At 61.6% G+C, this 23,344-nt stretch carries 27 protein-coding genes and 1 tRNA gene; 24 read left to right on the top strand and 4 right to left on the bottom strand.

Features of this window, described 5'->3' with window-relative positions; genetic code table 11:
- Nucleotides 1–10: 10 nt before the first annotated feature.
- Entirely contained in the window at nucleotides 11–1,150 is a 1,140-nt protein-coding gene (locus tag OWC48_RS12830) for an amidohydrolase/deacetylase family metallohydrolase (RefSeq protein WP_282520314.1), read from the bottom strand.
- 354 nt (nucleotides 1,151–1,504) lie between these two features.
- Between OWC48_RS12830 and OWC48_RS12825 the strand changes: the two genes are divergently transcribed.
- Entirely contained in the window at nucleotides 1,505–2,380 is an 876-nt protein-coding gene (locus OWC48_RS12825; RefSeq protein WP_282520313.1) for a hypothetical protein, read from the top strand.
- A 69-nt stretch (nucleotides 2,381–2,449) separates the two neighbouring features.
- The gene (locus OWC48_RS12820) at nucleotides 2,450–3,013 is read left to right on the top strand and encodes a hypothetical protein (RefSeq protein ID WP_282520312.1); all 564 of its coding nucleotides are present in this window, start codon (nucleotides 2,450–2,452) and stop codon (nucleotides 3,011–3,013) included.
- Here OWC48_RS12820 and OWC48_RS12815 read toward each other — a convergent pair.
- On the bottom strand, nucleotides 2,976–5,756 hold the full coding sequence (locus OWC48_RS12815; protein ID WP_282520311.1) for a patatin-like phospholipase family protein: 2,781 nt from the start codon (nucleotides 5,754–5,756) through the stop codon (nucleotides 2,976–2,978). The two genes, OWC48_RS12820 and OWC48_RS12815, sit on opposite strands and share 38 nt — an antisense overlap.
- A 632-nt stretch (nucleotides 5,757–6,388) precedes the next feature.
- Here OWC48_RS12815 and OWC48_RS12810 point away from each other — a divergent pair.
- Together OWC48_RS12810 and OWC48_RS12805 are read left to right on the top strand one after the other, a co-directional pair.
- Nucleotides 6,389–6,868: a hypothetical protein gene (locus OWC48_RS12810; protein WP_282520310.1), complete on the top strand. Its 480-nt coding sequence runs from the start codon at nucleotides 6,389–6,391 to the stop codon at nucleotides 6,866–6,868.
- The gene (locus OWC48_RS12805) at nucleotides 6,865–7,692 is read left to right on the top strand and encodes a hypothetical protein (protein WP_282520309.1); all 828 of its coding nucleotides are present in this window, start codon (nucleotides 6,865–6,867) and stop codon (nucleotides 7,690–7,692) included. Before OWC48_RS12810 ends, OWC48_RS12805 begins: the two co-directional genes overlap by 4 nt.
- A gap of 234 nt (nucleotides 7,693–7,926) precedes the next feature.
- On the opposite strand, the gene OWC48_RS12800 is transcribed toward OWC48_RS12805, so the two are convergent.
- Entirely contained in the window at nucleotides 7,927–8,106 is a 180-nt protein-coding gene (locus OWC48_RS12800) for a hypothetical protein (protein WP_282520308.1), read from the bottom strand.
- 1,334 nt (nucleotides 8,107–9,440) lie between these two features.
- Here OWC48_RS12800 and OWC48_RS12795 point away from each other — a divergent pair.
- From OWC48_RS12795 to OWC48_RS12705, 19 genes are all read left to right on the top strand, one after another.
- Nucleotides 9,441–10,130 (top strand): recombinase family protein, encoded by a 690-nt coding sequence (locus tag OWC48_RS12795; RefSeq protein WP_282520307.1) that lies wholly within the window; start codon nucleotides 9,441–9,443, stop codon nucleotides 10,128–10,130.
- A gap of 34 nt (nucleotides 10,131–10,164) precedes the next feature.
- Nucleotides 10,165–10,656, top strand: coding sequence for a hypothetical protein (locus OWC48_RS12790; RefSeq protein ID WP_282520306.1), 492 nt, complete (start codon nucleotides 10,165–10,167; stop codon nucleotides 10,654–10,656).
- Nucleotides 10,653–11,168, top strand: coding sequence for a hypothetical protein (locus tag OWC48_RS47045; RefSeq protein WP_282520305.1), 516 nt, complete (start codon nucleotides 10,653–10,655; stop codon nucleotides 11,166–11,168). The genes OWC48_RS12790 and OWC48_RS47045 overlap by 4 nt, the downstream gene beginning before the upstream one ends.
- Entirely contained in the window at nucleotides 11,132–11,533 is a 402-nt protein-coding gene (locus OWC48_RS46890; protein WP_308776727.1) for a DUF2934 domain-containing protein, read from the top strand. The genes OWC48_RS47045 and OWC48_RS46890 overlap by 37 nt, the downstream gene beginning before the upstream one ends.
- Before the next feature lie 286 nt (nucleotides 11,534–11,819).
- Nucleotides 11,820–12,185 (top strand): hypothetical protein, encoded by a 366-nt coding sequence (locus OWC48_RS12775; protein ID WP_282520303.1) that lies wholly within the window; start codon nucleotides 11,820–11,822, stop codon nucleotides 12,183–12,185.
- Between the two features lie 178 nt (nucleotides 12,186–12,363).
- A complete protein-coding gene (locus tag OWC48_RS12770) occupies nucleotides 12,364–14,112 on the top strand; it encodes a terminase TerL endonuclease subunit (protein WP_282520302.1) in 1,749 nt (582 codons plus the stop codon).
- Nucleotides 14,109–14,513: a hypothetical protein gene (locus OWC48_RS12765; protein ID WP_282520301.1), complete on the top strand. Its 405-nt coding sequence runs from the start codon at nucleotides 14,109–14,111 to the stop codon at nucleotides 14,511–14,513. The genes OWC48_RS12770 and OWC48_RS12765 overlap by 4 nt, the downstream gene beginning before the upstream one ends.
- On the top strand, nucleotides 14,510–15,961 hold the full coding sequence (locus OWC48_RS12760; protein WP_282520300.1) for a phage portal protein: 1,452 nt from the start codon (nucleotides 14,510–14,512) through the stop codon (nucleotides 15,959–15,961). The genes OWC48_RS12765 and OWC48_RS12760 overlap by 4 nt, the downstream gene beginning before the upstream one ends.
- Nucleotides 15,962–15,974: 13 nt before the next feature.
- Entirely contained in the window at nucleotides 15,975–16,325 is a 351-nt protein-coding gene (locus OWC48_RS12755) for a hypothetical protein (RefSeq protein ID WP_282520299.1), read from the top strand.
- A complete protein-coding gene (locus OWC48_RS12750) occupies nucleotides 16,325–16,633 on the top strand; it encodes a hypothetical protein (RefSeq protein ID WP_282520298.1) in 309 nt (102 codons plus the stop codon). Before OWC48_RS12755 ends, OWC48_RS12750 begins: the two co-directional genes overlap by 1 nt.
- A gap of 579 nt (nucleotides 16,634–17,212) precedes the next feature.
- Nucleotides 17,213–18,397, top strand: a complete 1,185-nt coding sequence (locus tag OWC48_RS12745; RefSeq protein WP_282520297.1) for a hypothetical protein — start codon at nucleotides 17,213–17,215, stop codon at nucleotides 18,395–18,397.
- Entirely contained in the window at nucleotides 18,397–19,035 is a 639-nt protein-coding gene (locus OWC48_RS12740; RefSeq protein WP_282520296.1) for a hypothetical protein, read from the top strand. The genes OWC48_RS12745 and OWC48_RS12740 overlap by 1 nt, the downstream gene beginning before the upstream one ends.
- Before the next feature lie 11 nt (nucleotides 19,036–19,046).
- Nucleotides 19,047–19,316 carry a hypothetical protein gene (locus tag OWC48_RS12735; protein WP_282520295.1) on the top strand — a complete coding sequence of 90 codons (270 nt, stop codon included), beginning with the start codon at nucleotides 19,047–19,049 and terminating at the stop codon, nucleotides 19,314–19,316.
- 209 nt (nucleotides 19,317–19,525) lie between these two features.
- Nucleotides 19,526–20,017 (top strand): hypothetical protein, encoded by a 492-nt coding sequence (locus OWC48_RS12730; protein WP_282520294.1) that lies wholly within the window; start codon nucleotides 19,526–19,528, stop codon nucleotides 20,015–20,017.
- Between the two features lie 264 nt (nucleotides 20,018–20,281).
- The gene (locus OWC48_RS12725; RefSeq protein WP_282520293.1) at nucleotides 20,282–20,458 is read left to right on the top strand and encodes a hypothetical protein; all 177 of its coding nucleotides are present in this window, start codon (nucleotides 20,282–20,284) and stop codon (nucleotides 20,456–20,458) included.
- Nucleotides 20,455–20,658: a hypothetical protein gene (locus OWC48_RS12720; RefSeq protein WP_282520292.1), complete on the top strand. Its 204-nt coding sequence runs from the start codon at nucleotides 20,455–20,457 to the stop codon at nucleotides 20,656–20,658. Before OWC48_RS12725 ends, OWC48_RS12720 begins: the two co-directional genes overlap by 4 nt.
- Nucleotides 20,649–21,320: a hypothetical protein gene (locus tag OWC48_RS12715; protein ID WP_282520291.1), complete on the top strand. Its 672-nt coding sequence runs from the start codon at nucleotides 20,649–20,651 to the stop codon at nucleotides 21,318–21,320. Before OWC48_RS12720 ends, OWC48_RS12715 begins: the two co-directional genes overlap by 10 nt.
- Nucleotides 21,321–21,330: 10 nt before the next feature.
- Entirely contained in the window at nucleotides 21,331–21,519 is a 189-nt protein-coding gene (locus tag OWC48_RS12710; protein WP_282520290.1) for a hypothetical protein, read from the top strand.
- Nucleotides 21,516–22,637 carry a hypothetical protein gene (locus tag OWC48_RS12705; RefSeq protein WP_282520289.1) on the top strand — a complete coding sequence of 374 codons (1,122 nt, stop codon included), beginning with the start codon at nucleotides 21,516–21,518 and terminating at the stop codon, nucleotides 22,635–22,637. Before OWC48_RS12710 ends, OWC48_RS12705 begins: the two co-directional genes overlap by 4 nt.
- 13 nt (nucleotides 22,638–22,650) lie before the next feature.
- On the opposite strand, the gene OWC48_RS12700 is transcribed toward OWC48_RS12705, so the two are convergent.
- Nucleotides 22,651–22,727 (bottom strand) — tRNA-Arg (locus OWC48_RS12700).
- Nucleotides 22,728–22,869: 142 nt separating this feature from the next.
- Here OWC48_RS12700 and OWC48_RS12695 point away from each other — a divergent pair.
- On the top strand, nucleotides 22,870–23,223 hold the full coding sequence (locus tag OWC48_RS12695; protein WP_282520288.1) for a VOC family protein: 354 nt from the start codon (nucleotides 22,870–22,872) through the stop codon (nucleotides 23,221–23,223).
- Nucleotides 23,224–23,344: the final 121 nt, after the last annotated feature.

Genomic DNA, 23,344 nt, shown 5'->3' with positions numbered 1-23,344 from the left:
AAGATTCCGGCTATTTCGGATGCCACCAGCGGCCACCGATCACGACGCCTTCGGAGACGATCTTGCGATCGCCGATCAGGTGCTCGCCGACGACGTCCTCATAGTCGAACTGGCCCTGCCTGACCGTAACAAGCGTGGCGTCGCCGACGCAGCCGGGCTTGAGGCTGCCGAGCTCGGGACGCCGCAGCGCCATCGCCGCGTTCACCGTCGAGGCCGCGATCACGTCCGACAGCTCCATGCCCATGCACAAGAACTTCGACATGGTCGTGACCTGGTCGAAGGCCGGGCCGTCGATGCAGAGCTGATGGATGTCGGAGGAGATGGTGTCGGGATAGAAGCCGTTGGCGAGCATCGCGCGCGCGGTCTTGAAGGCGAACGAGCCCTTGCCGTGGCCGATGTCGAACAGCACGCCGCGCTCGCGCGCGTCCAGCACCGCCTTCTTCACCGTGCCCTGCGCGGTCGCCGGCGTATTGGGGAAGGGGCGGAACGCATGGGTCAGCACGTCGCCCGGACGCAGGCGGCCCAGCACCTCCTCGTAGCTCGGCGGCGGATGGTCGATATGCGCCATCAGCGGCATGCCGACCTCGTTCGCGACCTCGAGCGCGATGTCGAGCGGCACGATCCCCGACGTTCCCGAGGAGTGCAGCCCCACGCGCACCTTGATGCCGACGATGAGGTCGCGGTTGGCATCGGCCACCTTGGCCGCCTCGATCGGATTCATCAGCCGCAACTCCTCGCTCTCGCCGACCATGATCCGGTGCGAGAAGCCGAAGATGCCGGCATGCGAGACGTGCAGATAGGCGAGGATGCGGACCTGGCTCGGCTCGATCACATGCTTGCGGAAGCCCGCGAAATTGCCGGGACCGGCGCTGCCGGTATCGACCGCCGTGGTGACGCCGGAGAGGCGGCAGAATTCCTCGGCGTCGATGCCGAGCGAGGTGCCGCCCCAATAGACATGGGTGTGCAGATCGATCAGCCCCGGCGTCACGATGTAACGCGAGACGTCGCGCACATCGGTGCCCGGATCGGCCTTGAGCCCGGTCCCGACGGCGGCGACCTTGCCGCCGGCAAAGGCGATGTCCGTCACGGCATCGAGCTTCTGGGACGGGTCGACCACACGGCCGCCGCGCAGGATCAAGTCGAAAGGCATTGTTATCTCCGACAACGTGGCACGCAACTGGTGGACGTCAGTCGGGCCGGTGGCTCATTGCCTATATCAGCGCGTACCCCGGCGAAGCAAACAGCTCGCGCCATGACATCGCTCAATCGCGTTTTCCGAGGGCAGCCGCAACGAAGCTGGCATGGTCGGACCGGCCAAGGCGCGTGATCCCCCTGGCGTCGCGCTGGTGGTTGCGTTCCGTGCGTGGAGCAATCATAGTGACACCTGTTTTCTTTCGCCAATTGCTCTTTTTTGCACGACATGTGCCGCATTTCGCCGGGATCGGCATCACAACAAATCACCGGTCTAAACAAGTCGCTGGCCTGAAATGAGGTGCCTGTCGCCATGACGAAGATCTCGAAGATCCTGTCGCTGCCCTTGTTTTCGATTGCACTGGTCTGGCTTGCCTCGACGGGCATGTCCCGCGCCGACGACTATTCCTGCGATGCCGTTGCCGGGCTGCTCACCGCCAGCGCCGAGCAGGAATTGTTTTACTGGAGTCCCGACAGAGCTTGGAAGGCGGTGCCGGCCGACGGTCTCGCGTTGACGACATCCGAAGCCAGGTTGATCTATGTCACAAGGGAACTGTTCTCGAACGAGCCGAGATCGGGCGCGATCGTCGTCAAGACTGGCCGGACCATTGCGAGCGGCGCGATCGATCCCGAACCCATCCGCAAGCGGATCAGCCTCAATCGCCTGAGGCAGGAGGAGTTTGAAAGGTGCCAAAGGCCGCGCGACTTGCCGTCATTCCAGGGCTCGGTCTCGGCGCTCGAATATGACTGGCATCACGATTACGGCTATGACGCGAGCGACAACAACGACGGTTACCGCCTGACCCAATTCCACACCGGTTATGCCGGCCGGCGTGACCGATGCAAGGAGACCGACAACACCACATTCGATGCACCCCTGCGCTGGGACTGGCGCAGCAACAGATCCCAATTTTCCTTCGACCCGAGCGTCGTGAGGGGCGGCTTCAACAGCCAGATCATGGCCGGGCTGCATCCCAGGGGCGCCACGGCGGTCGGATCGGTCGGGCTTGCCGATCAGCGCGTCGAAATCATCAAATACCGCACCAATGCCCAGAATGTGGCCTGCATCCCCGTCAGGGTAAAGCTCACCGGCGCCAACTTCTTCATTCGTATCAATGACTTGGAAGGAGCACCGGGCGGCACCCGACTGATCCGCGCGGACGAACTTTCGCGCCAATTGAAGCGTTAATTCGTCGTTAGCCATGCTTGCCTAGAATTCTTGCTGGCGTGGTGTACGGTGTGGCCGAGGATCGCGACGATGGCAAACGGACTGGCAATGACATCGGCGAGCCATCGCGGCTCCGAGGGAAGCCATGACACACGTGGCCTGCCGTCACCCGTTTCCGCGATGCTCAACATAGGTTTGCTGCTCGCGGGTTGCGTCGCCTTTGTCCTCGCCAAGTCCATCACCACACACGGCCGGGTCCACATCGACGACGTCGAGTACCTGCTCGTCGGCGTCATACCGCCTGCGCTTCTCTATGGACTGTCCCTCGCCGCTGACCGGCTCATTCCCGACGCCGGCAAGGATTCCATTGCGCGAAGGCTCCTCACGACATGGCTGCTTACGCTCGCCGCGTTCTGCCTCGGCAAAGAGCTTCATGTCTATGAAGCCCTGAGGAGCGTGGTCGAAGCGGCCGCCGGGATCGGCCGCGACGGGGCCGAGTTCGCCATGGCGTTCCTGCTCGCCAGCCTCGCCTCGATGACGACGATGACCGGCTTCGTGTCGAGAGCGCCTGAGAAGCGTAGTGCCATCGCAGTCAGCCTGGCGTCTCTCGTCGCGATCAGCGTGATGATGCACCTGCTGCTTTTGCCGCGCTGAGCTTCAGGTAGTTCAACCAGATCTTGTCCTGAGTCGGGAAGCCATTGGCTCCCGCGAGCTTCAGCTCTTTGATCATCAGCGCAGCGCTGCGGAAACCGAGATCACGATAGGCTTCGAACTGCGTCGGATCGAAGAATTGATCCAGCGTGGTCTGATGTGGGAAATCCGGATTGCCGGCGCGGTATCCCGAGGTCGTGAAATCGAGATCCCGGATCAACGTCGCCTTCAGATAGATGACGATGCCCGGCGGCGATCCGTCTTCGTACTCGACGCGTCCCACGACGTAGGGCGCCTGCGCGAAATGCGCGCCGGCGGGGTAGCCCACGGCCTTGTCGACCGGCACGAGACGATCGACGCCGAGGCCGGCGGGGAACGTCAAGGTCGCCTTGAAGTCCTCCTTGATGCGAACCGCAGCCGATACCAGCGCCGGCAGCGCGATGGTCGCGTCCGCTTCGCCGTCGATCAGGATGATGACGCCGAGCTTGCGCCGCACCAGTTCATAGAGCCCGAGATTCTCGAAGTTTCCGCCGTCCGAGATTTCGATGAAAGCGCTTGTCCGCGCGTGGCCGAAGCCGAACAGGCCGGCCGTCAGCGTCGGGCTCCAGTAAAGCGGCGTGCGCCGCCGCTTGCCCTTGCGCCCGGGATTGCCGACCCAGATGCCGAGCCGCATGTTGAGGATGGTCATCACTGCGGAGACGAGGCGATCGCGAGTCAAGCCGGTGCCGATATAGCCCGCGTTCGAATTGACCGCCGCGCCGGATGCAGCCATGGCCGTCGCGAGCGTGAGCGGACCGTAGCGCCTGGAATAGGATTCGGCGTCTTCCCAGCCCGTCGAGCGCGAGCCGACGTAGAAGGGAGACATGATGAAATTCTCTCCGCCCCTGCTGACGATCTTCGGGTCCTTATCTCTGACGATGCGTCCGAACGTGTTGATGATCGGATAGGGGACCGGCCCCACGGTATGGGTCGCCCTGGAAAAAGAAGTCCGGAGATCGAAGACATTGAGGCTATCGGCCACGGGCGAATAGGTGGACCAGCCCTCGGCGACAGCCACCGGTGACGGCATGAAGGCTTCCATGAGCCGATCACGGTAGAAGCGATGCAGTCCGACCTGGTTGACGTTGGCGAGAAAGCAGAGAAGAAGTGCGATCGGCAGCGAAAGCACCGCACCGTAACCAATCGCAGCCTTGGACATTTCGACGATCGGCTCCCGGCTTCCCAGGACGTCGAACACGAAGACTGCGCCCATGTAGGTGACCGTCAGCGTGCCGTAGAGAAAGATGCCCGCCCCAAGGGGCGGAAAGACGCGGCCCGCTATGCCCTCATCAACTTTCCTGGCAACAGAGAAATATCCGTAAAGCGCTGAGGCCGCGCCGCTGAGGATCGCGAATAGCGCAGCAAATGCGACCGCGGGTCCACCGGCCGCGCCGGCGGCGAGGCTTGCCGCTTTCGCACCGGAAGCCCCGTCCGGCTGCGCGCAACTGTCTGCCGCATTCGCAGAACAGGTTGCCGCCTGAGACGGTTTGGCCGCCGTTGAGGCCTGCTTTGCGCTTTCATCCGCCTTGTGGACGGCCCAGTACGGCAGCACGGGCAGCGAGCCGATGACCAGGACGACGACGCCGACCTTGAACATGAAACCAAACCATTGCTCGAGCGTCCGCCGCCACCAGTAGCTGCCGCTGATGCGACGCACCCTGGCGAACTGATCGAAGCAGAACCTGATCACGAGGAACAAGCCGATCAGCACCGACAGGACGACGAAAGGAGCTGTCGTGATGCTGATGAGATGCCGGTACAGCACCGGCGGCCCGAACATCATGACGAGGCCGAACAAAGCGAGTAAGACACTCCTGACGCTCGGCCGATTGGTCGAACGAGTCTCGCTGGGAACTCTGGTAAGAAGAGCAAAGACCAGCGACGCCAGGACGAAGCCGACGACGATAAACACGTAGAGTGCAAGCGCCGTCGCATAAAGCGGCGGCAGCGCGAACTTGCACGACATGATCTTGTCGTCACACGTCCATCTGAAATACTGACGGTAGGAAGGGTCCGGTTCGGACAACCAGGAGGGCAGTTTTTGCGCTCCCAGCAAAGCCAGTTCATTCGCGCCGTGAATGAGCAGGAACAGTCCGAGCAGCAGCGGCAGCCACACGATCAGGCTGATCAGCAACGTCCTCAGGACGACATAGATGCCGGACAAGGCGGTTATCCCGTCGCCGGGCGTCAGATAGTTGCCGTGATTTCGGAGAAACGCGAGGTTGCGCTTCTGGATCTCGCTGTCCTGGATTTTGGGATCGGAGAGGTGACTGCAACCATAGGGAAAACTGGCCGCGTCGGCGCCGTAGGTTTCAGGCGGCGCAGTCGATTTGCCCGCAAGCTGCGCCTCGGCGGCTTCATCCAAGCGGGCCTTGCTCCACCACCATTGCAACGACGAGCCGATATAGCCGCCGCCCGACACGGAGGACATGTAGTCGATCTTGGTAAGCAGCCGGTGCGCAACCAGCGCCTGCAACGCGCCGAGGCTGAAGGTCGCGGAGCGAATACCGCCGCCTGACAGACCTATGCCCTTCCAGTCGCGATTCTCGTCGTCCTCCGACCTCTGGTCGTGAGCCCAAGTGAGATTTTCCTGCTCGCGTGTCAGGACGTCCTTTTCATGCAGCTCTTCGAGCGTAGCCGCCTTTTTCTCGACGATCGCGGGCAAGGAGGCGGTACTGGAAGATGCGGTCATGGGCAAATCGGCCATGGGGCAATTCTCGAAATGCAGACGCGAAGGACAATGCACCACGCTAACCACGGCCACCCGTGATTGCAACCTAGGCAGGAAGGAATTCCACGCACCACTTCATTGCACACCCGGGATATGTCCCAGCGCACCGCGGCACTTGTCGAGCGTCACCGCGCTCGCGGCGCGACGGCTTGCTCCCGGAGATGTCTTGGGTCAGGCAGCTGGCGATCCCGGCATAACGAACATCACAGCCTGAATCAACGTCTTACGTTGTCTCAGCAGCGTAACGGCCTTGTTGAAGCGTAAAGGCTTTTAAGCGGATTGTCTCAGGTAGAGGAGCGGCCCCGAATTGTTTTCGGATTCGCGAATTGACTGATCAATCACCAGATACCGTGTGCGCTTTCGCAGAGCGCTCGACCAAACCAAGGAGACCACCGATGACCAGCAGCAAGATGCCGTCCAAACCACCGAACAACGGGAAAAACTATGTCACCGCAAATGAAAGGCGGCGGCGTCAAGAATGACGCCGCCGCCAATGTAGTCGCCGACAGCTCCTCGCCAGAAGCTACCGTCAAACCAAATAATCCGAAGAGCCGTACCCCGCAAGAGGTAGCGCAAGCACCAGCCGCACAAAATGCGGAAGTGCTGCGATGACAACGCAGAAGCTACCGCGCCGCTCGCGCGCGACCACCGCCAAGGTCGACGCCGGCAAGCTCGGCAAGCTGTTACGGCTCGCGCTGAGCTCCGACCAGCCCGGCGAGATCACCGCGGCGGTGGGCGCGCTCAGGCGCGCCATGTGCGCTGCCGGCCTGGATCTGCACCAGCTCGCCGATGCCGCGGAGCGCGGCTTGCAGCCACAGCAGCAGCCGCTACAGCAAGGCCAGCGTGGATCATGGGGTCCGCCTGCGCCGTCTCTCAACGACTGGAACAGCATGGCGTGGTGGTGCTTCCATCGCCGCTACCACCTCGCCGTTCATCAGCGCGAGCTAGTCGAGGACCTTCTCTTAGGTCGTGGGGAGGGTTTCGATGATGGCCAGATTTGCAGCTGGGCCATTAGCGAGCTGCGCGCCATGGTCGAGCGCGTGCGGGCCGAGCTGCGCTCCACCTCAGTTTCCGAGGTGGAGCGATGAAAGACTACCTACTGAGGCCGGATCGCGAGCGTCAGCCGATGCCGCGCATGCATTGGCGCTGGATCCGACGCCGCAAGGATCTCGCCGCCATCTTCGAGGAGCGCTGCGCGGGATGTTTTCCCGATGACGATGCCGGTCGCGATTATGCCGTGCAGTTGGTCAACCACATGATCAGGTTAGTCCCCAACGGGGTGGCCGCCGCGCGGGCCAACGCGCGGCTGCACGCTCCGTGGCTCACCGTGGAAGAGCTCGACGACCTCATAGCGTCGGCGCTGGAGTCTCTGGAGCATCCTCCTATCTCCGCGGCAAAGCTGGGCAAGACGCTCCGCCTCACCGCCGATGAGGTGGAGCGACGTGGCATCACCACAATCACGGCCCACGACCATGGTGCCGAGGAGACCCGTAAGCGGCAACGCGAATGGGCTGAGAAGGACAGGCGCGCGAAGGGCGCCAAGTCCCGCGAGGAGTACGAGGCTCAGTCCAAGAGCCGTACCGAGCCATGGTTAGCGCTGAACATGAGCCGCCCGACCTATTACCGGAAACTCAAGGCTAGCGAGATTCCGAATGAGACAAGTCCGTCGACGCACTATCGTGCTATGGAGGGATGCAACGTCGATGCACCTGTCTCACGGCTACCGTGCGCGATGATCCGCGCCAGCGCGATCGATCTCACGGGTATCGATCTGGCGCGGTTCGGCATCGTTGCCATCAGCGTCATGAGCAACAGCCGTGTCATCCGACATTGGCACGCCGGCAGGCCCATGAGCGCGGCGCCTCAAGCGTCCGCGCGGGCACGCCAGTCTCTCGAAGGCCCGACTGTTTGATGGACGCGCTCCGCGGGCGGCGTGGATGGTGAGACCTGCATTCGCGGCCGGTACCGTCCGACCTCATGCAGTCGGACTCGTTACGCGGCCCGCGCCTGCGGCGGGCTCTGCCGTTCCGCGTGTCACCACCGGGTCCTTACTGGGACAATTGGGACAAGCTGGGACATGTCCCGTGGATGTCCCATATGTCCCAAGCGCCTGGCGGCCCTAATTCATCTTGCGACTTAGGCGGCCTTATTCCGTAGATGGCAAGACGGCTACACGGCGATCGCGGTCCCAGACTTCAATCGCGACGCCATCCACATACTGCCTGGCTTCGGCGATGGCCGCGTCGTCATCTTCGCAACTGACGATCACGGCCGCTTCTAGGATATGGCCTTCTTTGTCCACCCGGTAGAGGCGATATTCCGCCATTGTCGACTCGTCGGCCCCGTTTCGATAGGCGATTTTTTACTCACCGCTCGCTCGTTGGCAATGACTTTTGTCAAACGGGAAGCCTGCCGAACCCGCCCGAAAGCGGCAACTATATGCGGCTGCTTGCTGCCGAGTTTTCCCAACACCGCGGGCTCTGTCATTAACCTTTGTTTTCTTATTTCGACCCATTTTAGCGGAGGAACAATTGCCCCTTTGCTTAGTTTTCCCGGTGCCCTTCGCCCCAAGGGCAGCCCGACTGAACGGCCCCAGCTCCTTCCCCTCACCCCCGCGAGCTGGGGCCTCTTCGTTCAGCCCGCTCTCCGACTGAGCCGGTCTTCCGTTCATAGCAACTTCGAGCTGAAGGGCAGCGGCAGCGAGTTCGGCCGCGGGCTCAAATACGCCGTCAATTGCGGCTGGTTATCGAAACACGAAAGCGGCACGTATGTGAAGCTGCTCGGACCTGGAGAGGACCTTCTCGCTCGATAGGAGCCGCCACAAGTGCCGTGCTGCGCGGCACAAGAATAAAAGGGCCACTGCTTTGTACAGCGGCCCTCACGCCCGGTTTAGGGGAAGGAGCGGACGGTTCAGACGCCCCTTCAAATCTACCTCGGAAGAGTTACATCGGGCACACTTTTGAGGGACTTGCCCCGGCACACACCGGACAGAATAGTAACTGCAGGATGAAGGTCGACCTCAACCGCAGGCGCGACCACAGGGCAACCAAATGAATAGGATAGTGGATGAAAGTGATGCGCCGGATGAGCGTCACGAACTCTCCCACCTAATTTTTCGCCTAGCGTTCACTGCGATGGCGGGTGTCGCCGCCTTGGTGTTTGCCTCAATCGCATGGTCGGTCTGGCACACTGTCGCGCTCTTCATTGCCTGGATGTTCGGATAAGTGGCGACAACCCGTGCCCGCACACACATCCGCGCCCCGGATTTTTTTCCTAGCGGACCAGCATGACCGCAATGGCGGCCACGAAGCCGACCACCAGCAGGCTGCCGGCGGTGACCGAGATCCAGTCGATGTGATGAAGATGAAGCCGCATGGTTTGACCCCGTGAGGCGCCGCCGCTGCCGCTCGGGGCAAAGCGGTTTAGGCGGCGGCGCGCTGGGCGCGGTTGAAGTCCGCGCTCTCCATCTAAACGTCCGCCGGGCCGGTGCCGTTCCTAGATCGGAACGCCTATCTTTAAGCGCCCCGCCGTCACCCGCGAATCGCGCCGTTTTAACCGGCGCGCGGCCATTGAGACCGCGCGTAGAAGCTTCTTGACTGCCGCGGTGATGCTGTTACGAATACCTCAACGAGCGTTGACGTGTTTGTAACGAGGCGAACCATGGCTCAAAACAACGGGAAGTTCGTCGCTTACTATCGAGTCTCAACTGGCCGCCAAGGCAAGAGCGGCCTTGGCCTGGATGCGCAACGCGAAGCCGTGAAGGCCTATCTCAACGGGGGCGACTGGCAAATCATCGACGAACACACGGAGGTCGAGTCCGGCAAACGGTCCGATCGGCCCGCGCTCGAGCAGGCGCTGGCAGCGGCGCGGCTGCACCGGGCCTCCTTGGTGGTCTCCAAGGTCGATCGCCTGACGCGATCGGTCGCCTTCCTGTCGCGCCTACTCGAGGCAGGCGTCGACGTCCGATTTGCTGATCTGCCGGCGATCGAGGGGGCCACGGGCCGATTTCTCCTCCAGCAGATGGTGGCAGTGGCTGAGCTGGAGGCCGGCATGATCTCCGCCAGAACGAAAGCCGCGCTGGCCGCCGCAAAGAAGCGCGGCAAGAAGCTCGGCGGCAACCGCGGCGTTACACCAGGCCGAAAGATGCAGGAAGCTTCCAGGAAGGCGCTGCATGCGCGCTCCGCAGCGAGGGCTGCAGATATCGGCCCGACAATCCGCCAGCTTCAGGCGGCCGGTGCAACGAGCCTGCGGGCCATTGCAGATGGGCTCAATAGCCTGGGCATTCCCACGGCCCGCGGCAACGGCGCCTGGTCCGCCGTGCAAGTTGCACGAGTGCTTGAGCGCATCTAAGCTCTGGCGCGAGTAGTCGGGGTTGGGAATCGCAATGAAAAAGGTGCTCTTGATCTTGTTCGCGGCTTTGGTCGGAGTGGCCACGCTCTCAGGGTTCATTGGAGACAGTGAGCGTCGCGAGAAGATCGACAAGGCTACCACGCCTGAGCAACTCGCGGCGGCTCTCGTGGATAGCGGCAGGCTGCAGGTGACCCTCGACAAGGGGGTGCTGGTGATCAACCGCACGGTCGATTCCGTTCTGACGGCCGGTACTGCCGTCAGCGGCTTCAACATCAATACCGCGCGGTTGGTCCCGGCGGTATTCGCCAAATTCCCGCAAGTCGATTCAATCGTTTTCCGGGAGAGCGGACCATTTCGCGACATCCGCGGCAATGAATCGACGCAGGAAATGCTGCGGATCTCGTTCATGAAGGCTGACGCCAATCAGATCCATTGGGACCGGATCAATTACGACGACCTTCCCAAGCTCGGTGAACATTACTGGATGCATCCCGGATTGCGACGCGCGCTGGAGCCCTCGCGGTGAGCTATGAAAGCCGGCGCCGGGCTCCGCTTCATTTCGAGGCGCGCGCATCTAACGCGCTGTACTGTGCTCGCGTGCTGAGCGAGACGCCCACGCCCGGTACGTACGAAGGCTTCGCGCGAGAGGCGTCGCTCGCCCTAGAGCTGATCGTCAAGGCGGTGATCGCGCAACGTCTCGAGGTCGGAGAGGATCTCGGGGACATCACCAGAGTGCCCGCCAATCACAACGTTCCTCAGCTCTGGGCCAGTGCGAAGCTGCCGCAGCTCGCGTCTGATGATTACGGCCGGCTGGTGCGCGCCCGCGTGAACCTGATGTGGGCCGGCAGATATCCAGCACCGAACAAGGATGAGCACGGCGACCGCGATGAGGCGGACCTATGGGAGCATGCCTATGCGCGCCTGCCGAACCTATCGCTGTTCCGCAAGCCAGTTTCATTCGGCTACGAGGACGTCCGTCGCATCCATTCGATCGCGCGCGAATGCTTCTGGGAACTACGACACGTCCGCGGCTTATAACTGTTGGGGCCCCAGCCGATAGGTTGGTCCCCAACCGGTGTAGGAAAACTCGCAAAATCTATTGCGATGATCGGACGACGACAGGCATAATTTCCTGGATAGTTTGGACGGACCCAACTGCGATGGAAAAACTTTCAAAAGCAGATCAGATCTTGCCTAGCCGGGCAGCTGGCTACATCCGCGGTGAGATCACCGCAACTCCATTGGAGCTTGTGAAAGAAATTAGGAGGGGACTATTTAACCGCTTGCGGCATAGACAGATCAGTGACCGCGCTTACGAGCTCTGGGAGCAAGGCGGCCGGCCTATGACGGGGCGCGACCTAGATTTTTGGCTGGCGGCAGAGCGAGAGATCGATGCGCGATAGCCAAAGCTAGATACTCGAAACCCATAATCCACCCGCCAGCGCGCCACGCCCGTGCGTTGGTGCGCCTCTACTGGGACCTGCTAGCGCGCCCTCTGGCGCGCGCCCGTGCGTTGGCGCGCCTCGGCCGGCCTTCGACAGCGGCCGGACGGAAGGCCCCTCTCCAGGGCCGCGTGGAGGCCGCCTTCGGCCACACCTGATAAACGGAACCTTCCTCCGAAGATGCACGAATTACGTGCAAAATCAATGACTTATTGACATTCCTATCGTTCGGCATATTTTAGAACGTATGACGAACGAAGCCACCATAGCCACGCCCGTCCCGAAGTCTCGCGGCTGGAGGCGTTACCAGGAACTGCGCCGGCAAGACGCCGCCGACAAGATCGAGATCATGCGCGGCTTGCTCGATGGCCTCGGTAGGCCGTCGACGATGGCCGATAGGATCGCGGCCGAGCAGATCGCCTCGCTGGTCATTTGGGCCCGCGTTCTGGAGCGGCGCGGCGCGCTGAAGGCCGCCGCAGAAGTCCGCGACCAAATCACCCGCACGCAGCGTGCCAATAACTTCAAGCCCCAACCCGCGGTACCGCAGAAGCCGAGCGGCGACGACTTCCTGGAAGAGATGCAGACCTGTGCCACGCCGCAGGAGGCCGAGTGATGTACTCGTCCCGCGAGCTCGACCTCCGTCAAACCGGTCTCACTCTGCAAGAGATCGCAGATCGTCTAGGCATCTCACGGCTCGACGTGTTCCGCGCCCTCGAGCATAGCGGCGCGATCGTTAGCTGCGCAAGCGGTCGCTTCAACCGTGCGGGACGGCCCCAATGAGTCGTCCCGATGTGATCGCCTTCATCACCTCGGTGCTGCGCGATCCGGCGACCGGTCGACCCTTCGAGCTGTTGCCCGCCGAGATCTCCTTCCTCGAGCATGCCTTCAACCTCGATGAGACCAGCCGGGCGATCTATCCGGAGTTGACATACTCGGCGCCCAAGAAATCAGGCAAAACCGCCTTCGCTGCCATCCTGACCCTGACCGCAACGCTGCTTTACGGCGGCAAGAACGCCGAGGCGATCTGCTGCGCAAACGATCTTGAGCAGTCGCAGAGCAGAGTCTTCTCGGCAATCGAGGCCATCGTGAAGGCCAGTCCCAGGCTCAAGGACCGCGCCAAGATCACCAAGAGCGAGCTCTTCTTTCCCGACGTCAGCGCCTCGATCAAGGCCATCGCAAGCGATGCGGCCGGTGCGGCCGGTGCCAACCCGGTGATCTCGGTCGGCGACGAGCTCTGGGGCTTCACGACCGAGTCTTCTCGGCGGCTTTGGGATGAATTGGTGCCACCGCCGACACGGCGGGCCGCATGGCGTCTCGTCACGACGTATGCCGGTTACAGTGGCGAGTCCTTGCTGTTGGAGGAGCTCTACAAAGCCGGCACCGCTCAGCCGCTAATCGGTCCTGATCTATATGCAGGCGAAGGTCGGTTGACGTTCTGGACCCACAAGCCGGTGGCGCCATGGCAGGATGACCGTTGGTTGGCGCAAATGCGCAGCAGCATGCGGCCGAACGCCTTCGCAAGGATCATCGAAAATCGCTGGGTTGCGTCGGAGTCGGCCTTTGTTGATCTCGCCATGTGGGACCGTTGCGTCGATCCTGGTCTCCGTCCTCTGCAATCTGATTGCGGTCTCCCGGTTTTCATTGGCGTCGACGCCTCGCTGAAAAGAGACTCCACGGCTATTATCGCCGTTACCGGCGACGGTGATCGTGTCCGCCTAGTGTCTCATAAGGTATTCCAGCCGTCGCCTGACCGACCGCTAGATTTTGAGGAGACAATCGAGGCGGAGATCGTGAATTTGTGCAGCCGCTTCGATGTGCAGGCGATCAGATACGACCCTTGGCAAATGGCATCGGTAGCGCAGCGCCTGATCAAGCGTGGCGTGCCGATGCAGGAATACCCGCAGACATCGGGCAACCTCACCGATAGCTCCAGCAACCTCTATGAACTGATCAAGGGCGAAAACCTTGCAGTCTATCCCGATGAGGCGATGCGCACCTCGATCTCGCAGGCCATCGCAATCGAAACGCCGCGTGGCTGGCGGATCGCCAAGGAAAAGCAGAAGCACAAGATCGATGTTGTTGTGGCGCTCGCGATGGCGAGTCTAGCCGCGGTCAAGCAGGAGATGATGCCGGGATTTGGCGTCTTTGAATTTTACCGACGCGCCAGCGAGACGGCGACCACGGTGCCGCTCGTCGCCGATATGATCAGGGTCGTCTGGCCGCAGGACCAGGCGGCGCCGAGTCATCTCGAAGTCGGAGGCACCCCCTATCTGGTGAAGGCCGAGAGCGGCGCGTTCGTCTTCTACGTCACGAAAGATCATGCTCGCCAGCTGCTCAAGGGTCCGTTTTCGTCCGCTGCTCTCATCGCCGCCAATACGGATGTCGCCGCCGGTCTTGAGCCACTGCCGCGCGAGACGGCTATGCTTCAGCCGATGCGACCGCCGTCGATCGATGAGTATGTCATGCAGGTTCAAGCCGCGCGGGGCTACGAAACGCGGAAGACGCTCGAAATGCTGCAACGATCTAGGAGCTGGCGATGACCACGATCGCGGAGCTTCGGAGCATCGAGACTTCGATCTTGCTCTACGACACCAAGGACCGCATCGCCCTTCGACGTGACCAGTTGGAGCGATGGTACCGCAAAGAATGCGCAGTCATTCCGAGACGGGCGCGGCTCGTTTCAGAATTGATGGGCGGGTGCGAAGCATCGCGGATGCCGATCAGCACCGAGGAGTTATTGCCGGCGAAGGCACGCGCCGCCGCAATGCTGCAACGCTACGGCGCTCCGTTGCCCGCGGCCGCGATCGAGTTACAGGACACCATCGATCTGGCGAATGACTACTACCGTTGCCAGAACGAGCTCTCCGCGCTGGAGCGACGCTCCTCCGATGCAGGCCTCCGGCCAAGACCTGCCAAGCCGGTACGGAGGGATCTGCATTGATAGACGATGTCAACAAGGCCCTGATGACGTCGCGAGGATCGGCACGCGATCTGTCACCCTACACTGTGAACGTGAGCTATGCCGGTGGCGGCGCGAATTGGTTCGGGCCGCTCCAACCGATGCGGCCCGTGGCGCCGCCGGAGGTCGCCGGCCGCGCCTTTGACTACCCAACCGGCTACAACCTCAACACGACACCGCGGCCATATGAGGCGGTGACGTTCGAAATGCTGCGCTCGCTCGCAGACAACTGCGACCTGCTTCGCGTTGTCATCGAGAGAAAAAAGGATCAAATTTGTCGGCTGCCGTGGATCATTCGCGCCCGACACGATGGGCCCGCACACCGCAGACCGAAGCCGTCAGCGTTGCCAGCCGCACAGCGTGAGCGCATCCGGGCCTTGGAGGCATTCTTCCGTGAGCCGGACTACCTCACGCCCTTCAGTACTTGGATGAGGAGCCTGCTCGAGGATCTCCTCGTCATCGATGCCCCGTCGCTGTACTGCCAGCGCGACAGCCTCGGCCGTCTGATCAGGCTTCAGGTCACCGACGGCTCGACCATCAAGAGGATCATTGATCCCCACGGACGGACACCGGAGCCGCGCCTCTGGGATGATGGCGCGGACGCGTCCTCACAGAGGTATGTCATCCAGGGGAATGTCGCGTTTCCTGCAGCCTATCAGCAATTACTTCACGGCTTGCCGGCGGCGAATCTCACGGTGCGGGACTTGGTCTACCGGCCGATGAACCTGCGACCAGGTCACGTCTTCGGCTTCTCGCCGACGGAGCAGATACTCCGCACGGTCAACATCGCAATCCGGCGCGCGCAGTATCAGTGCGAGTACTATGACAGCGGAAATCAACCAGAGTCGCTGTTTTCGTTACCGGCGAGCTGGACTCCGGACCAGGTGCAGAGATTTCAGGACTATTGGGATAACCTCTACAGCGGTAATCTAGCGATGCGTCGCCGGATGAAATTCCTCGCCGCTGACAACGGGAAGAATTCTTACATTCCGATCAAGGAGCCCGCGCTGACTAACGAGATGGACGCGTGGCTAGCGCGTGTCGTTTGCCTAGCATTCTCATACCCCGTCTCAGCGCTCGCGCAACAGGTGAATCACGCTACGGCTCAGCAGGCTGAGCGGACCGCTGAAGAGGAAGGCGTCGAGCCGACCAAGCAATGGTTCTCTGATCTTGCGAACGACGTCATCCGGAGTGAGACCGGCTTCGACGATGTTGAGTTTGCCTGGGTCGAAGAGACCGAAGTCGATCAAAAGCGGCAGGCCGAGATTCTAACCTCGTTCGTCGACAGCGGCGTTCTCACCATTGATGAAGCCCGCGAGCGCATCGGCGAAGAGCCCAGCACCGATCCGATGGCGAAGGTCTTGGCAGTCAAAACTGCGACTGGCCGCGTACCGATCACCAGTCAGCGCAACAGCAGTGCGTCAACCTGAATAGGAGGACTTCATGCACATCACACATAGAATGGTCTTCGATCGTGCGCGAGAACTCGCGAAGGCCAATGTCGTTGACAAGGTCGGCGAGGAATTTGTCGAGGGGAAGGACTTTTTCGCGCTTGCGCGTAGGCAGCTCGAGCAAGAGCTGTTCGCAAGTAAGATGGACCGCGCGGCGGAGCCGACCGAGCTGCGGAAGCGGCAAGAGGATGATCCAGGCCTGCTCAAGGCCGTGCTGGCCAGTGCATTCCGGCACAGCCCAGGGACCGGCGACATGATGCCCGCCGATGTCGCGATCAGTGATGAAGAGCTGCGGAAGCGCGGCGACGCAGCCCGCGCTGGGCGGGGCTTGAGTCGCCGCTGATGCCGAAAACCGCCAACGACCCGCTGTTCGCGACCCAGCGGGATCCGATGTCCTCGGGGCGCCATGCCAAGGCCGTTACGCCGAGCGACAGCGCGGACCTGTCCGACGTGACGTCGAATCTGATCATTACCGTCGGCACCGGTGGGACCGGAATCGCGGTGATATTTGCCGACGATCCTGACAGCGGACCGGTCACGATTCCGCTCGGGGTAGGCACCTTTCAGCTCCATATGCAGGTGCGACGCGTCATGGCGACCAACACGGTCCTCGGCGCCGCTCCCAATGGCATCGTTGCGACCTGGGGTTAGTCGCTGAAGAAAACGTCGGCGCTTTTGAAAAAGGAGATATCCTGTGACAATTCGAATGTTAGCCACCCCGGACGCTGCCAAACAAGCCAACTCGAATGGAATGGTGCTCATACCCGGTCCGCCGCTTCCCACGCAGCGAGCCTATGCTTCGACTGTAGGAGTAACGATAGATCTCCCGGGAGATATCACAAATGGATACGTCGCGAATGGAGATGCCGCGGCGCTCGCCACTCGGGGTTTCATTGTGGTTGGCACTGTCGGTCCAACCACGGCGAGGCCCCAATATCCACGCGCCGGCGACCGCCACATCGATCTTACGCTGAGTGCAGAGGTGGTCTACGACGGTGCCACCTGGAGAAATCCGGTGACGGGCGCGGCGGTGTGACTTGGATCGCGACCACGCTGTTTTCAATGGGCAGCGGTGTCGCGTCGGCGGCGGCGTCTGATCTCCCTTTCGCCGCCGCCACACAAGTTTCAAGCGAGCGCGGACTATCCACCCGCGCCGCTGGAGGGAGCCGGCGAGGCCAGCGGCGGACGTAACCGCGGCCTCGTGCGGCGACCCATTTGTGAGGTGGTGTGATGGACGCATATAGGATCGGTGTATCAATCGCTCTCGCGAACAACGTCTCGCCAGTGCTCGCGGTCATAAGTCGGGATCTGCTTGGCATTAAGGCGCCCATCAACCAGATCACCCGAGCCTTCGAGGCGTGGAAACCGGCGCTGCTCGGCGCCGTCGGCGTCATCGCCGGCGCCGAGATGATCCGCGGCCTCGCCACCATCGCCAAGCACGGCGAGAAAATCCTTGATCAGCAAGACAAGCTGATGCGCGCTGGTCTCACCACGAACGAGGTGATCGGCCTGCAGGCTTCATATTACGAACGTATCGCCAAGGTGGTGCCGACGTCGACAGCCAGCGAGTTCCTCAAGACTACCAACGAATTGCGGGCGGTCACCGGCTCGACGGAGGAGGCCGCAGCCTTGGCGCCCAAGGCCATGATGGTCGACACCCTGTTATCGAACTCGCTCGGCCGCGAGACGCATGGCGAGTACTACAAGCTCCTCCGCTCTGCTGAGATGAAAGGCATCTCCACCGACCCGGCCAAGCTGGAGCAGTTCACTGACCAGGCATTCCGGATGATCACCGCATTCGGCGGCAAGCTCACCGCCGAAGATTTCCAGACGATCGCGAGGCGTGGCGGCACGGCCTTTATGAACGCGAAGCCGGAATCGATCGGCCCGATCGGCGTGCTAGGCGCCGATCTCGGCGGGTCAGCCGCGGGCACCACGCTACAGACTTTGCAACAGCTCCAGATGGGCGCTACCACGCTCACCAAGCAGCAAGCAGCAGTGATGTCGCAGCTTGGCCTGCTCGACATGTCGAAGGCGGTCCAGACCGGCTTCGGTGGCAGTCGAATGCAGCTGGCGCCCGGCGCCATTAAGGGGTCGCTTGACTACGTCGGCGATCTGCCTGGGTGGATTAAAAACGTAGTCTATCCCGCCCTGGCGAAGGCGTCGGGCGGCGACGAGGGCGTCCTCCAGAATTTGATCGCAAAGCTCAGTCCAAACCGCAACGCCGCGAAACTCGTAGAGATGTTCGGCAACCCCAAGTTTTTGGAACAGCAGAAAAAGGACTTGGGGCTTGCGGGACAGATCGAGTCTATTCCTGATGCTTACCGGCACTTCACCGAGCGAAATCCGACCGGCGTGAAGAAGGCATTCGGTGAGCAGTATGAATCGATGCTGCAGGCGATGGGGCGCCGCTGATGCAAGCAGCGCTGCCATCGATGCGCGCCATTACTGAAATGTTCACCGCTATAGGCAACATCGCCAATCGCAACGCGGGGACGGTCGGGGCCGTCATCGGTGTCGTGGAAGAGATCGGATCGCTCCTCTACAACATCGACAGCGCCGTCGCGGGCAAAATCGCGTCGATTACGGGTATCACCGGGATGTTCGATTTGCTCGGCAAGGTGCCTTGGGAAACGATCCATACAGGCCTCGCATCGTTCAACGCAGGCCTCAACGGGCTCGCATCGACGGCCTGGCAGGGCATCGTCGAGATGTTCGACGGCATCAAGAACGCGATCTCGTCGTTCGTCAGCTGGCTCTCCACCGTCGCCGGCAAGATCGGCTGGATGTTTGGCTTCGGCGGCGAGAAGGTCCCCGGCATCGAGGATCACTCGCCGAAGCGCGATCCGACGAAGCACCCGATGATGTTTGTGCCCGGCACCAGCCAGCCAAAGGCGCAGCCGATCTCGTTCTCGCTCAATGTCGATGGCATGACCTTGGCGCAGGCCGTCGTCGACAAGCTGGAGCAACTTTACACATATCCAACCGGCGCCCCGTCGCCGGATGGCGTCGGGCGACACTTCGCCGGCGATCATAACTTCGCTGATGTTTGAGGGAGTAAACAATGGGCTTGAAACGACGCGACCGCGAACGTCGCGCGATCGTCGAGGTCGCTGATGCGCTGATCGCGGCCACTATCAACGACCGATCGACAACCGACGCCGCCGTTTTCGCGCAGAAGTATCTTGGGACATTCGCTGTCGCGCTCGGCGAGGCCTGCGAGCGGCATAGCCTTGATGCCGCCGGCGCTCAGCGCGTGTACGACGGCGTTCCCGCCGAGTTATCACGCCGCGAGCGCGCCGCCGCCGAGCTAGCGGACCACTTCGGTAGATGACTCAACGTCTCAAATCACATCCGCTCAGACCGATTTTCTCAGCACCTTCGGAAATTCATATGCACTCAAATGGTGCATATTATGAACTTGCAACTTTCTGATTGACGGCAGCCCATGTACGGGCGCACGATCGTGCGACGCTCGATGAGCGGCGGGCCAGCCAGGCGCGGCACGCCTGGCCGGCCCTAACCCAAGACACGGAGGAGACCATGTCTAAGGCTGCCACCAAGACTATCATCGCATCGAGTTGTTCCCAACAATATCAGAACGCTGACCGGGCTGAGCTTCTCAGTTACGGTCGCGCCACCGGTCGCTTTAATGACGACAATGCCCCGTGGACCTTCAAGTTCGAATTGTCAGGTGATGGTAAAAGCACCGCCGTCGACCTCACCAACGACGCCGCGATAACTCAGGCAATGATGATCATCGGTTTTGCGGCTGAGCTTCGATTGCTGAGCAAGGTGGAAATGGGCTTGCTGCAACGTATCGTCGCCCGGGGTGTGATCGACGACCGCCAACATCAGCTTATTGAAAAATACAATGCCGGAGAGATCAGCAAGCAGGACTTGAAGCGCCTGGAGCGGGAGGCCCGCCATGGATCGTGCTGGCCGACACGGACGCTCGACGACTTGGAGAGGGAGATGGTGCCGCTTTTGCAGATCGCTAAGCGACGGCAAGGCGCCGGCATCGCCGCGCGCTGATCCTCATCGGCATCGACAACCAAAGGCCCGCCACAACGGCGGGCCTTTTCCGTTTTTCATCATCACTCTTTCGAGAGAAAAATCTTGGTAATACTCGCCATCGCCTCCCCAAAACTCTCAATCGAAATTCCGCAACAGAATCAACAAAAAGCTGCACCGAAAAGGTGCATGATTTCAATTGGTTATAAGGAACGGTGCCCCTAGTTTGCCATCATCACATTTCCATATCTCTGGATGTTTTTGGATCGGTGTGGAGTTTTTAGGATGGAGAGATCTGAAACCGTCAAGATGCTGATCAGCGTCACGCCAGAAATCCGAGCGTGGATTGAGCGAGAGGCAAAGAGCGACGATCGCACGCTAAGCAGCGTGGTCAGCAGGGCTCTGCGTTCGCAAATGGCGGTGCGCTTGGACCGCGAGCAGCCGAAGGAGGTTGCGCGATGACCGCCGACGAAGCCCAACTCATCATGCTCAGCGCCGAGATAGATAGGCGCTATCAGGCAGGCGAACCGCTGCTCGATACGATCATGCCCAATGGCAAGCGGCTCGGCGACTGCACAGGCAGGGATGTCGCCATGTTCGCCGAGCAGTTCAACACGCTCGCAAAGGCATGCGCTGAGAAGGCGGTGCGGCGATGGCCGTAGCATTCGACACCTTCGGTCACACCGGCAACGGCGGCTCCTCCACCACCTCGTATTCGAGCGCCAGCGTCATCACGGTCGGCTCCGGGTCCAACCGCGCGCTGGTGGTCTTCTTGATGTTCGTCTTTGCCGGTGGCTCAGGCTTGCCGACCGGCATCAGCGTCACCTGGAACGGCGTCTCGATGACTCCGATAACAGGGGCCACATTTTCCGACGTCACGGCTGGGACGTCGATCATCGCTTATGGGCTGGTCAATCCGGCCAGCGGGGCCAATACGCTGGCGGCCTCATGGACCGGTGCCCGGTTCGCCAGCGTCGGCGCGATCTCGTTCACTGGCGTCGACCAGACCGGCGGTGCGACCTCGTTCGCCCATGGCGCCGGCAACCACGGCAACGCCGGCGGCAACGCCACCGTCACCGTCACCAGCGCCACCGGCAACATCACGGCGGCGGCCTACACCAATGACGGCGGCAGCTCCTTCACCGCCACCTCGGCGACGCAGGATTTCGTCGATGCGACTTCCGACTGCGCCATGAACCACACCGCCGGCTCGGCCAGCAACACCATGACCGCGACACAGGGCAGCACCAACTGGGTTGCCGCGGGCGTCGATGTCGTGGCGGCGGCCGCGGCCGACGTGCTGATGGGCCAGATCGTGATGTAAGGCCAGATCTATGTCTCGCGGCCGCCAGCACTTCCGCCAGTCCGACCTAGCCAAAGCCATCAAGGCTGTGGTGGCGGCCGGCCTGCCGGTCGCGCGGGTCGAGGTCTCCCCGGAAGGGCGACTCATCGTCATTGCCGGCAAGCCGGGGGAGGGGCAGGATGCCGGCACCGAGGTGAACGAGTGGGATGCGGTGAAATGATTAAGCACAGACTCCCCAAGCATGTGCAGGCCTATGTCACGCCATGGGGCAAGCAGGTCTATTACCTTCGGAAGCCGGGGTGCCCCAAGATCAGGATTAAAGTTGTCGATGATGTCCCGCCATGGTCCCCGGTGTTCATGGCCGCGCTGGAGTCGGCCGGGGAGAAATTGAGTGACGACGCGAAGCAGATTGTCAATCGCCCGCCTGTTGCCGGCACCGTCAATGCCGCGCTGGTCAGCTATTACGACAGCACCACATTCAAGGATGGCCTCGGCAAAACGACCCAACAGAACCGCCGCGCCATCCTGGAACGCCTGATCCGCGCGGAGCACGGCGACAAGCGCACACACATGATGCACGCGAAGGCTATGCAGGCGATCGTATCGAAGCTGAAGCCGAACGCGCAGCGCAATTTCTTGAGGGCGATGAGTCACTTTGTAAAATACTGCATCAGCCTCGGATTGATGACGACAGATCCATTGTCGACGTTGACGCTAACCGACAGGCCGAAGTCGAAGGGCTTCCATGCCTGGACCGATGACGAGATCGAGCAATACCGCAAGCGGCATCCCGCCGGCACCAAGGCGCGGCTTGCGCTCGAAGTGATCTTGCAGACCGGTCACGCTCGCAGCGATGTCGTCCGAATGGGCGATCAATTCGTCAAGAATGGCAGGCTCTCGATGTCGCGAAAGAAGACCGGCACCGAGTTCTCGATCCAGTTGCTTCCCGAGCTTGTTGCCGAGCTTGCGCTTCATCGTCATGACGGCGCCGTCGCCTCGATGTTGTGGCTCACCAGCGAGCACGGCACGCCGTTCGGCTCGGCTGCAGTGTTCGGCAATTGGTTTGCTGCTCAGTGCAGGCAAGCCGGTGTCCCGGGCCGAGCACACGGTTTGCGCAAGGCCAGCGCGATCAGGCACGCTTTGCACGGCGCCACCGCGCATGAACTCATGGCTTGGCACGGTTGGAAGACGATCGGAGAAGCGCAGGAATACGTCGAGCAGGCGAACAAGATGAAGCTCGCCGACAATGCCGCCGCGAAGCTCATTTCAGGAACAAAGATTGTCTCAGTGGCCGACCCGCTGAGCCAAATCGGCGAAAAACGTAAAGGATATCAATAGGGATTTGAAGATGTGGCGATCCCGGCATGACTCGAACATGCGACCTACGGTTTAGGAAACCGCCGCTCTATCCGGCTGAGCTACGGGACCGCGGAACCCGCTGGTACGGGTTCGATCCCGTCATAGCAGAGCAAAATGCGGTTCGCCAGCCGTCAGGCGGGCCGGATCATCGTCAACCTGAACAGGGCGGCAATACAATCGCTTCCAGGCCCCTCTCGGCGGAGCAGATCACATGATCGAAAGCATCAGCGCCATCACGCTGGGCACGCATGACATGGGGCGCTCCGTGCACTTCTACCGGTCGCTGGGGTTCGAGCTCCTGTATGGCGGCGAAACCGCCGCATTCACCAGCTTTCGCGCCGGCACCGGCTATCTCAACCTGACGGCGCAGCCGGACGACAAGCGCTGGTCCTGGTGGGGCCGCATCATCTTCCACGTCGCCGATGTCGACGGGATCTACGAGCGCGCACGCGCCGCCGGATGGCAGCCGTCGACCACGCCGCGCGATGCAGAATGGGGTGAGCGCTACTTCCATCTCACCGACCCCGACGGCCATGAGCTCAGTTTCGCGCGGCCGTTGTCCTGACCGAACAAGTCACACCCGCTGACGTTCCCAACACGCAAGTAGCGCTGTCTCAGCCGCCGTGGCAAGCTCTGCGCGGTTGCCTCAAGCGAGAATTGGATCTGGGTTCTAACCAGGGAGGACG

Source organism: Bradyrhizobium sp. Arg816, assembly GCF_029989365.1.
Classification (GTDB): domain Bacteria; phylum Pseudomonadota; class Alphaproteobacteria; order Rhizobiales; family Xanthobacteraceae; genus Bradyrhizobium.
The sequence above is the reverse complement of the archived record's forward strand: the minus strand, read 5'-3'. Positions and strand labels throughout refer to the sequence as shown.

Coding starts and splice junctions, on each gene's coding strand:
- OWC48_RS12830 (WP_282520314.1), bottom strand. CDS start 1,150: ATGCCTTTCGACTTGATCCTGCGCGGCGGCCGTGTGGTCGACCCGTCC.
- OWC48_RS12825 (WP_282520313.1), top strand. CDS start 1,505: ATGACGAAGATCTCGAAGATCCTGTCGCTGCCCTTGTTTTCGATTGCA.
- OWC48_RS12820 (WP_282520312.1), top strand. CDS start 2,450: ATGGCAAACGGACTGGCAATGACATCGGCGAGCCATCGCGGCTCCGAG.
- OWC48_RS12815 (WP_282520311.1), bottom strand. CDS start 5,756: ATGGCCGATTTGCCCATGACCGCATCTTCCAGTACCGCCTCCTTGCCC.
- OWC48_RS12810 (WP_282520310.1), top strand. CDS start 6,389: ATGACAACGCAGAAGCTACCGCGCCGCTCGCGCGCGACCACCGCCAAG.
- OWC48_RS12805 (WP_282520309.1), top strand. CDS start 6,865: ATGAAAGACTACCTACTGAGGCCGGATCGCGAGCGTCAGCCGATGCCG.
- OWC48_RS12800 (WP_282520308.1), bottom strand. CDS start 8,106: ATGGCGGAATATCGCCTCTACCGGGTGGACAAAGAAGGCCATATCCTA.
- OWC48_RS12795 (WP_282520307.1), top strand. CDS start 9,441: ATGGCTCAAAACAACGGGAAGTTCGTCGCTTACTATCGAGTCTCAACT.
- OWC48_RS12790 (WP_282520306.1), top strand. CDS start 10,165: ATGAAAAAGGTGCTCTTGATCTTGTTCGCGGCTTTGGTCGGAGTGGCC.
- OWC48_RS46890 (WP_308776727.1), top strand. CDS start 11,132: ATGCTTCTGGGAACTACGACACGTCCGCGGCTTATAACTGTTGGGGCC.
- OWC48_RS12775 (WP_282520303.1), top strand. CDS start 11,820: ATGACGAACGAAGCCACCATAGCCACGCCCGTCCCGAAGTCTCGCGGC.
- OWC48_RS12765 (WP_282520301.1), top strand. CDS start 14,109: ATGACCACGATCGCGGAGCTTCGGAGCATCGAGACTTCGATCTTGCTC.
- OWC48_RS12755 (WP_282520299.1), top strand. CDS start 15,975: ATGCACATCACACATAGAATGGTCTTCGATCGTGCGCGAGAACTCGCG.
- OWC48_RS12750 (WP_282520298.1), top strand. CDS start 16,325: ATGCCGAAAACCGCCAACGACCCGCTGTTCGCGACCCAGCGGGATCCG.
- OWC48_RS12745 (WP_282520297.1), top strand. CDS start 17,213: ATGGACGCATATAGGATCGGTGTATCAATCGCTCTCGCGAACAACGTC.
- OWC48_RS12740 (WP_282520296.1), top strand. CDS start 18,397: ATGCAAGCAGCGCTGCCATCGATGCGCGCCATTACTGAAATGTTCACC.
- OWC48_RS12735 (WP_282520295.1), top strand. CDS start 19,047: ATGGGCTTGAAACGACGCGACCGCGAACGTCGCGCGATCGTCGAGGTC.
- OWC48_RS12730 (WP_282520294.1), top strand. CDS start 19,526: ATGTCTAAGGCTGCCACCAAGACTATCATCGCATCGAGTTGTTCCCAA.
- OWC48_RS12725 (WP_282520293.1), top strand. CDS start 20,282: ATGGAGAGATCTGAAACCGTCAAGATGCTGATCAGCGTCACGCCAGAA.
- OWC48_RS12720 (WP_282520292.1), top strand. CDS start 20,455: ATGACCGCCGACGAAGCCCAACTCATCATGCTCAGCGCCGAGATAGAT.
- OWC48_RS12715 (WP_282520291.1), top strand. CDS start 20,649: ATGGCCGTAGCATTCGACACCTTCGGTCACACCGGCAACGGCGGCTCC.
- OWC48_RS12710 (WP_282520290.1), top strand. CDS start 21,331: ATGTCTCGCGGCCGCCAGCACTTCCGCCAGTCCGACCTAGCCAAAGCC.
- OWC48_RS12705 (WP_282520289.1), top strand. CDS start 21,516: ATGATTAAGCACAGACTCCCCAAGCATGTGCAGGCCTATGTCACGCCA.
- OWC48_RS12695 (WP_282520288.1), top strand. CDS start 22,870: ATGATCGAAAGCATCAGCGCCATCACGCTGGGCACGCATGACATGGGG.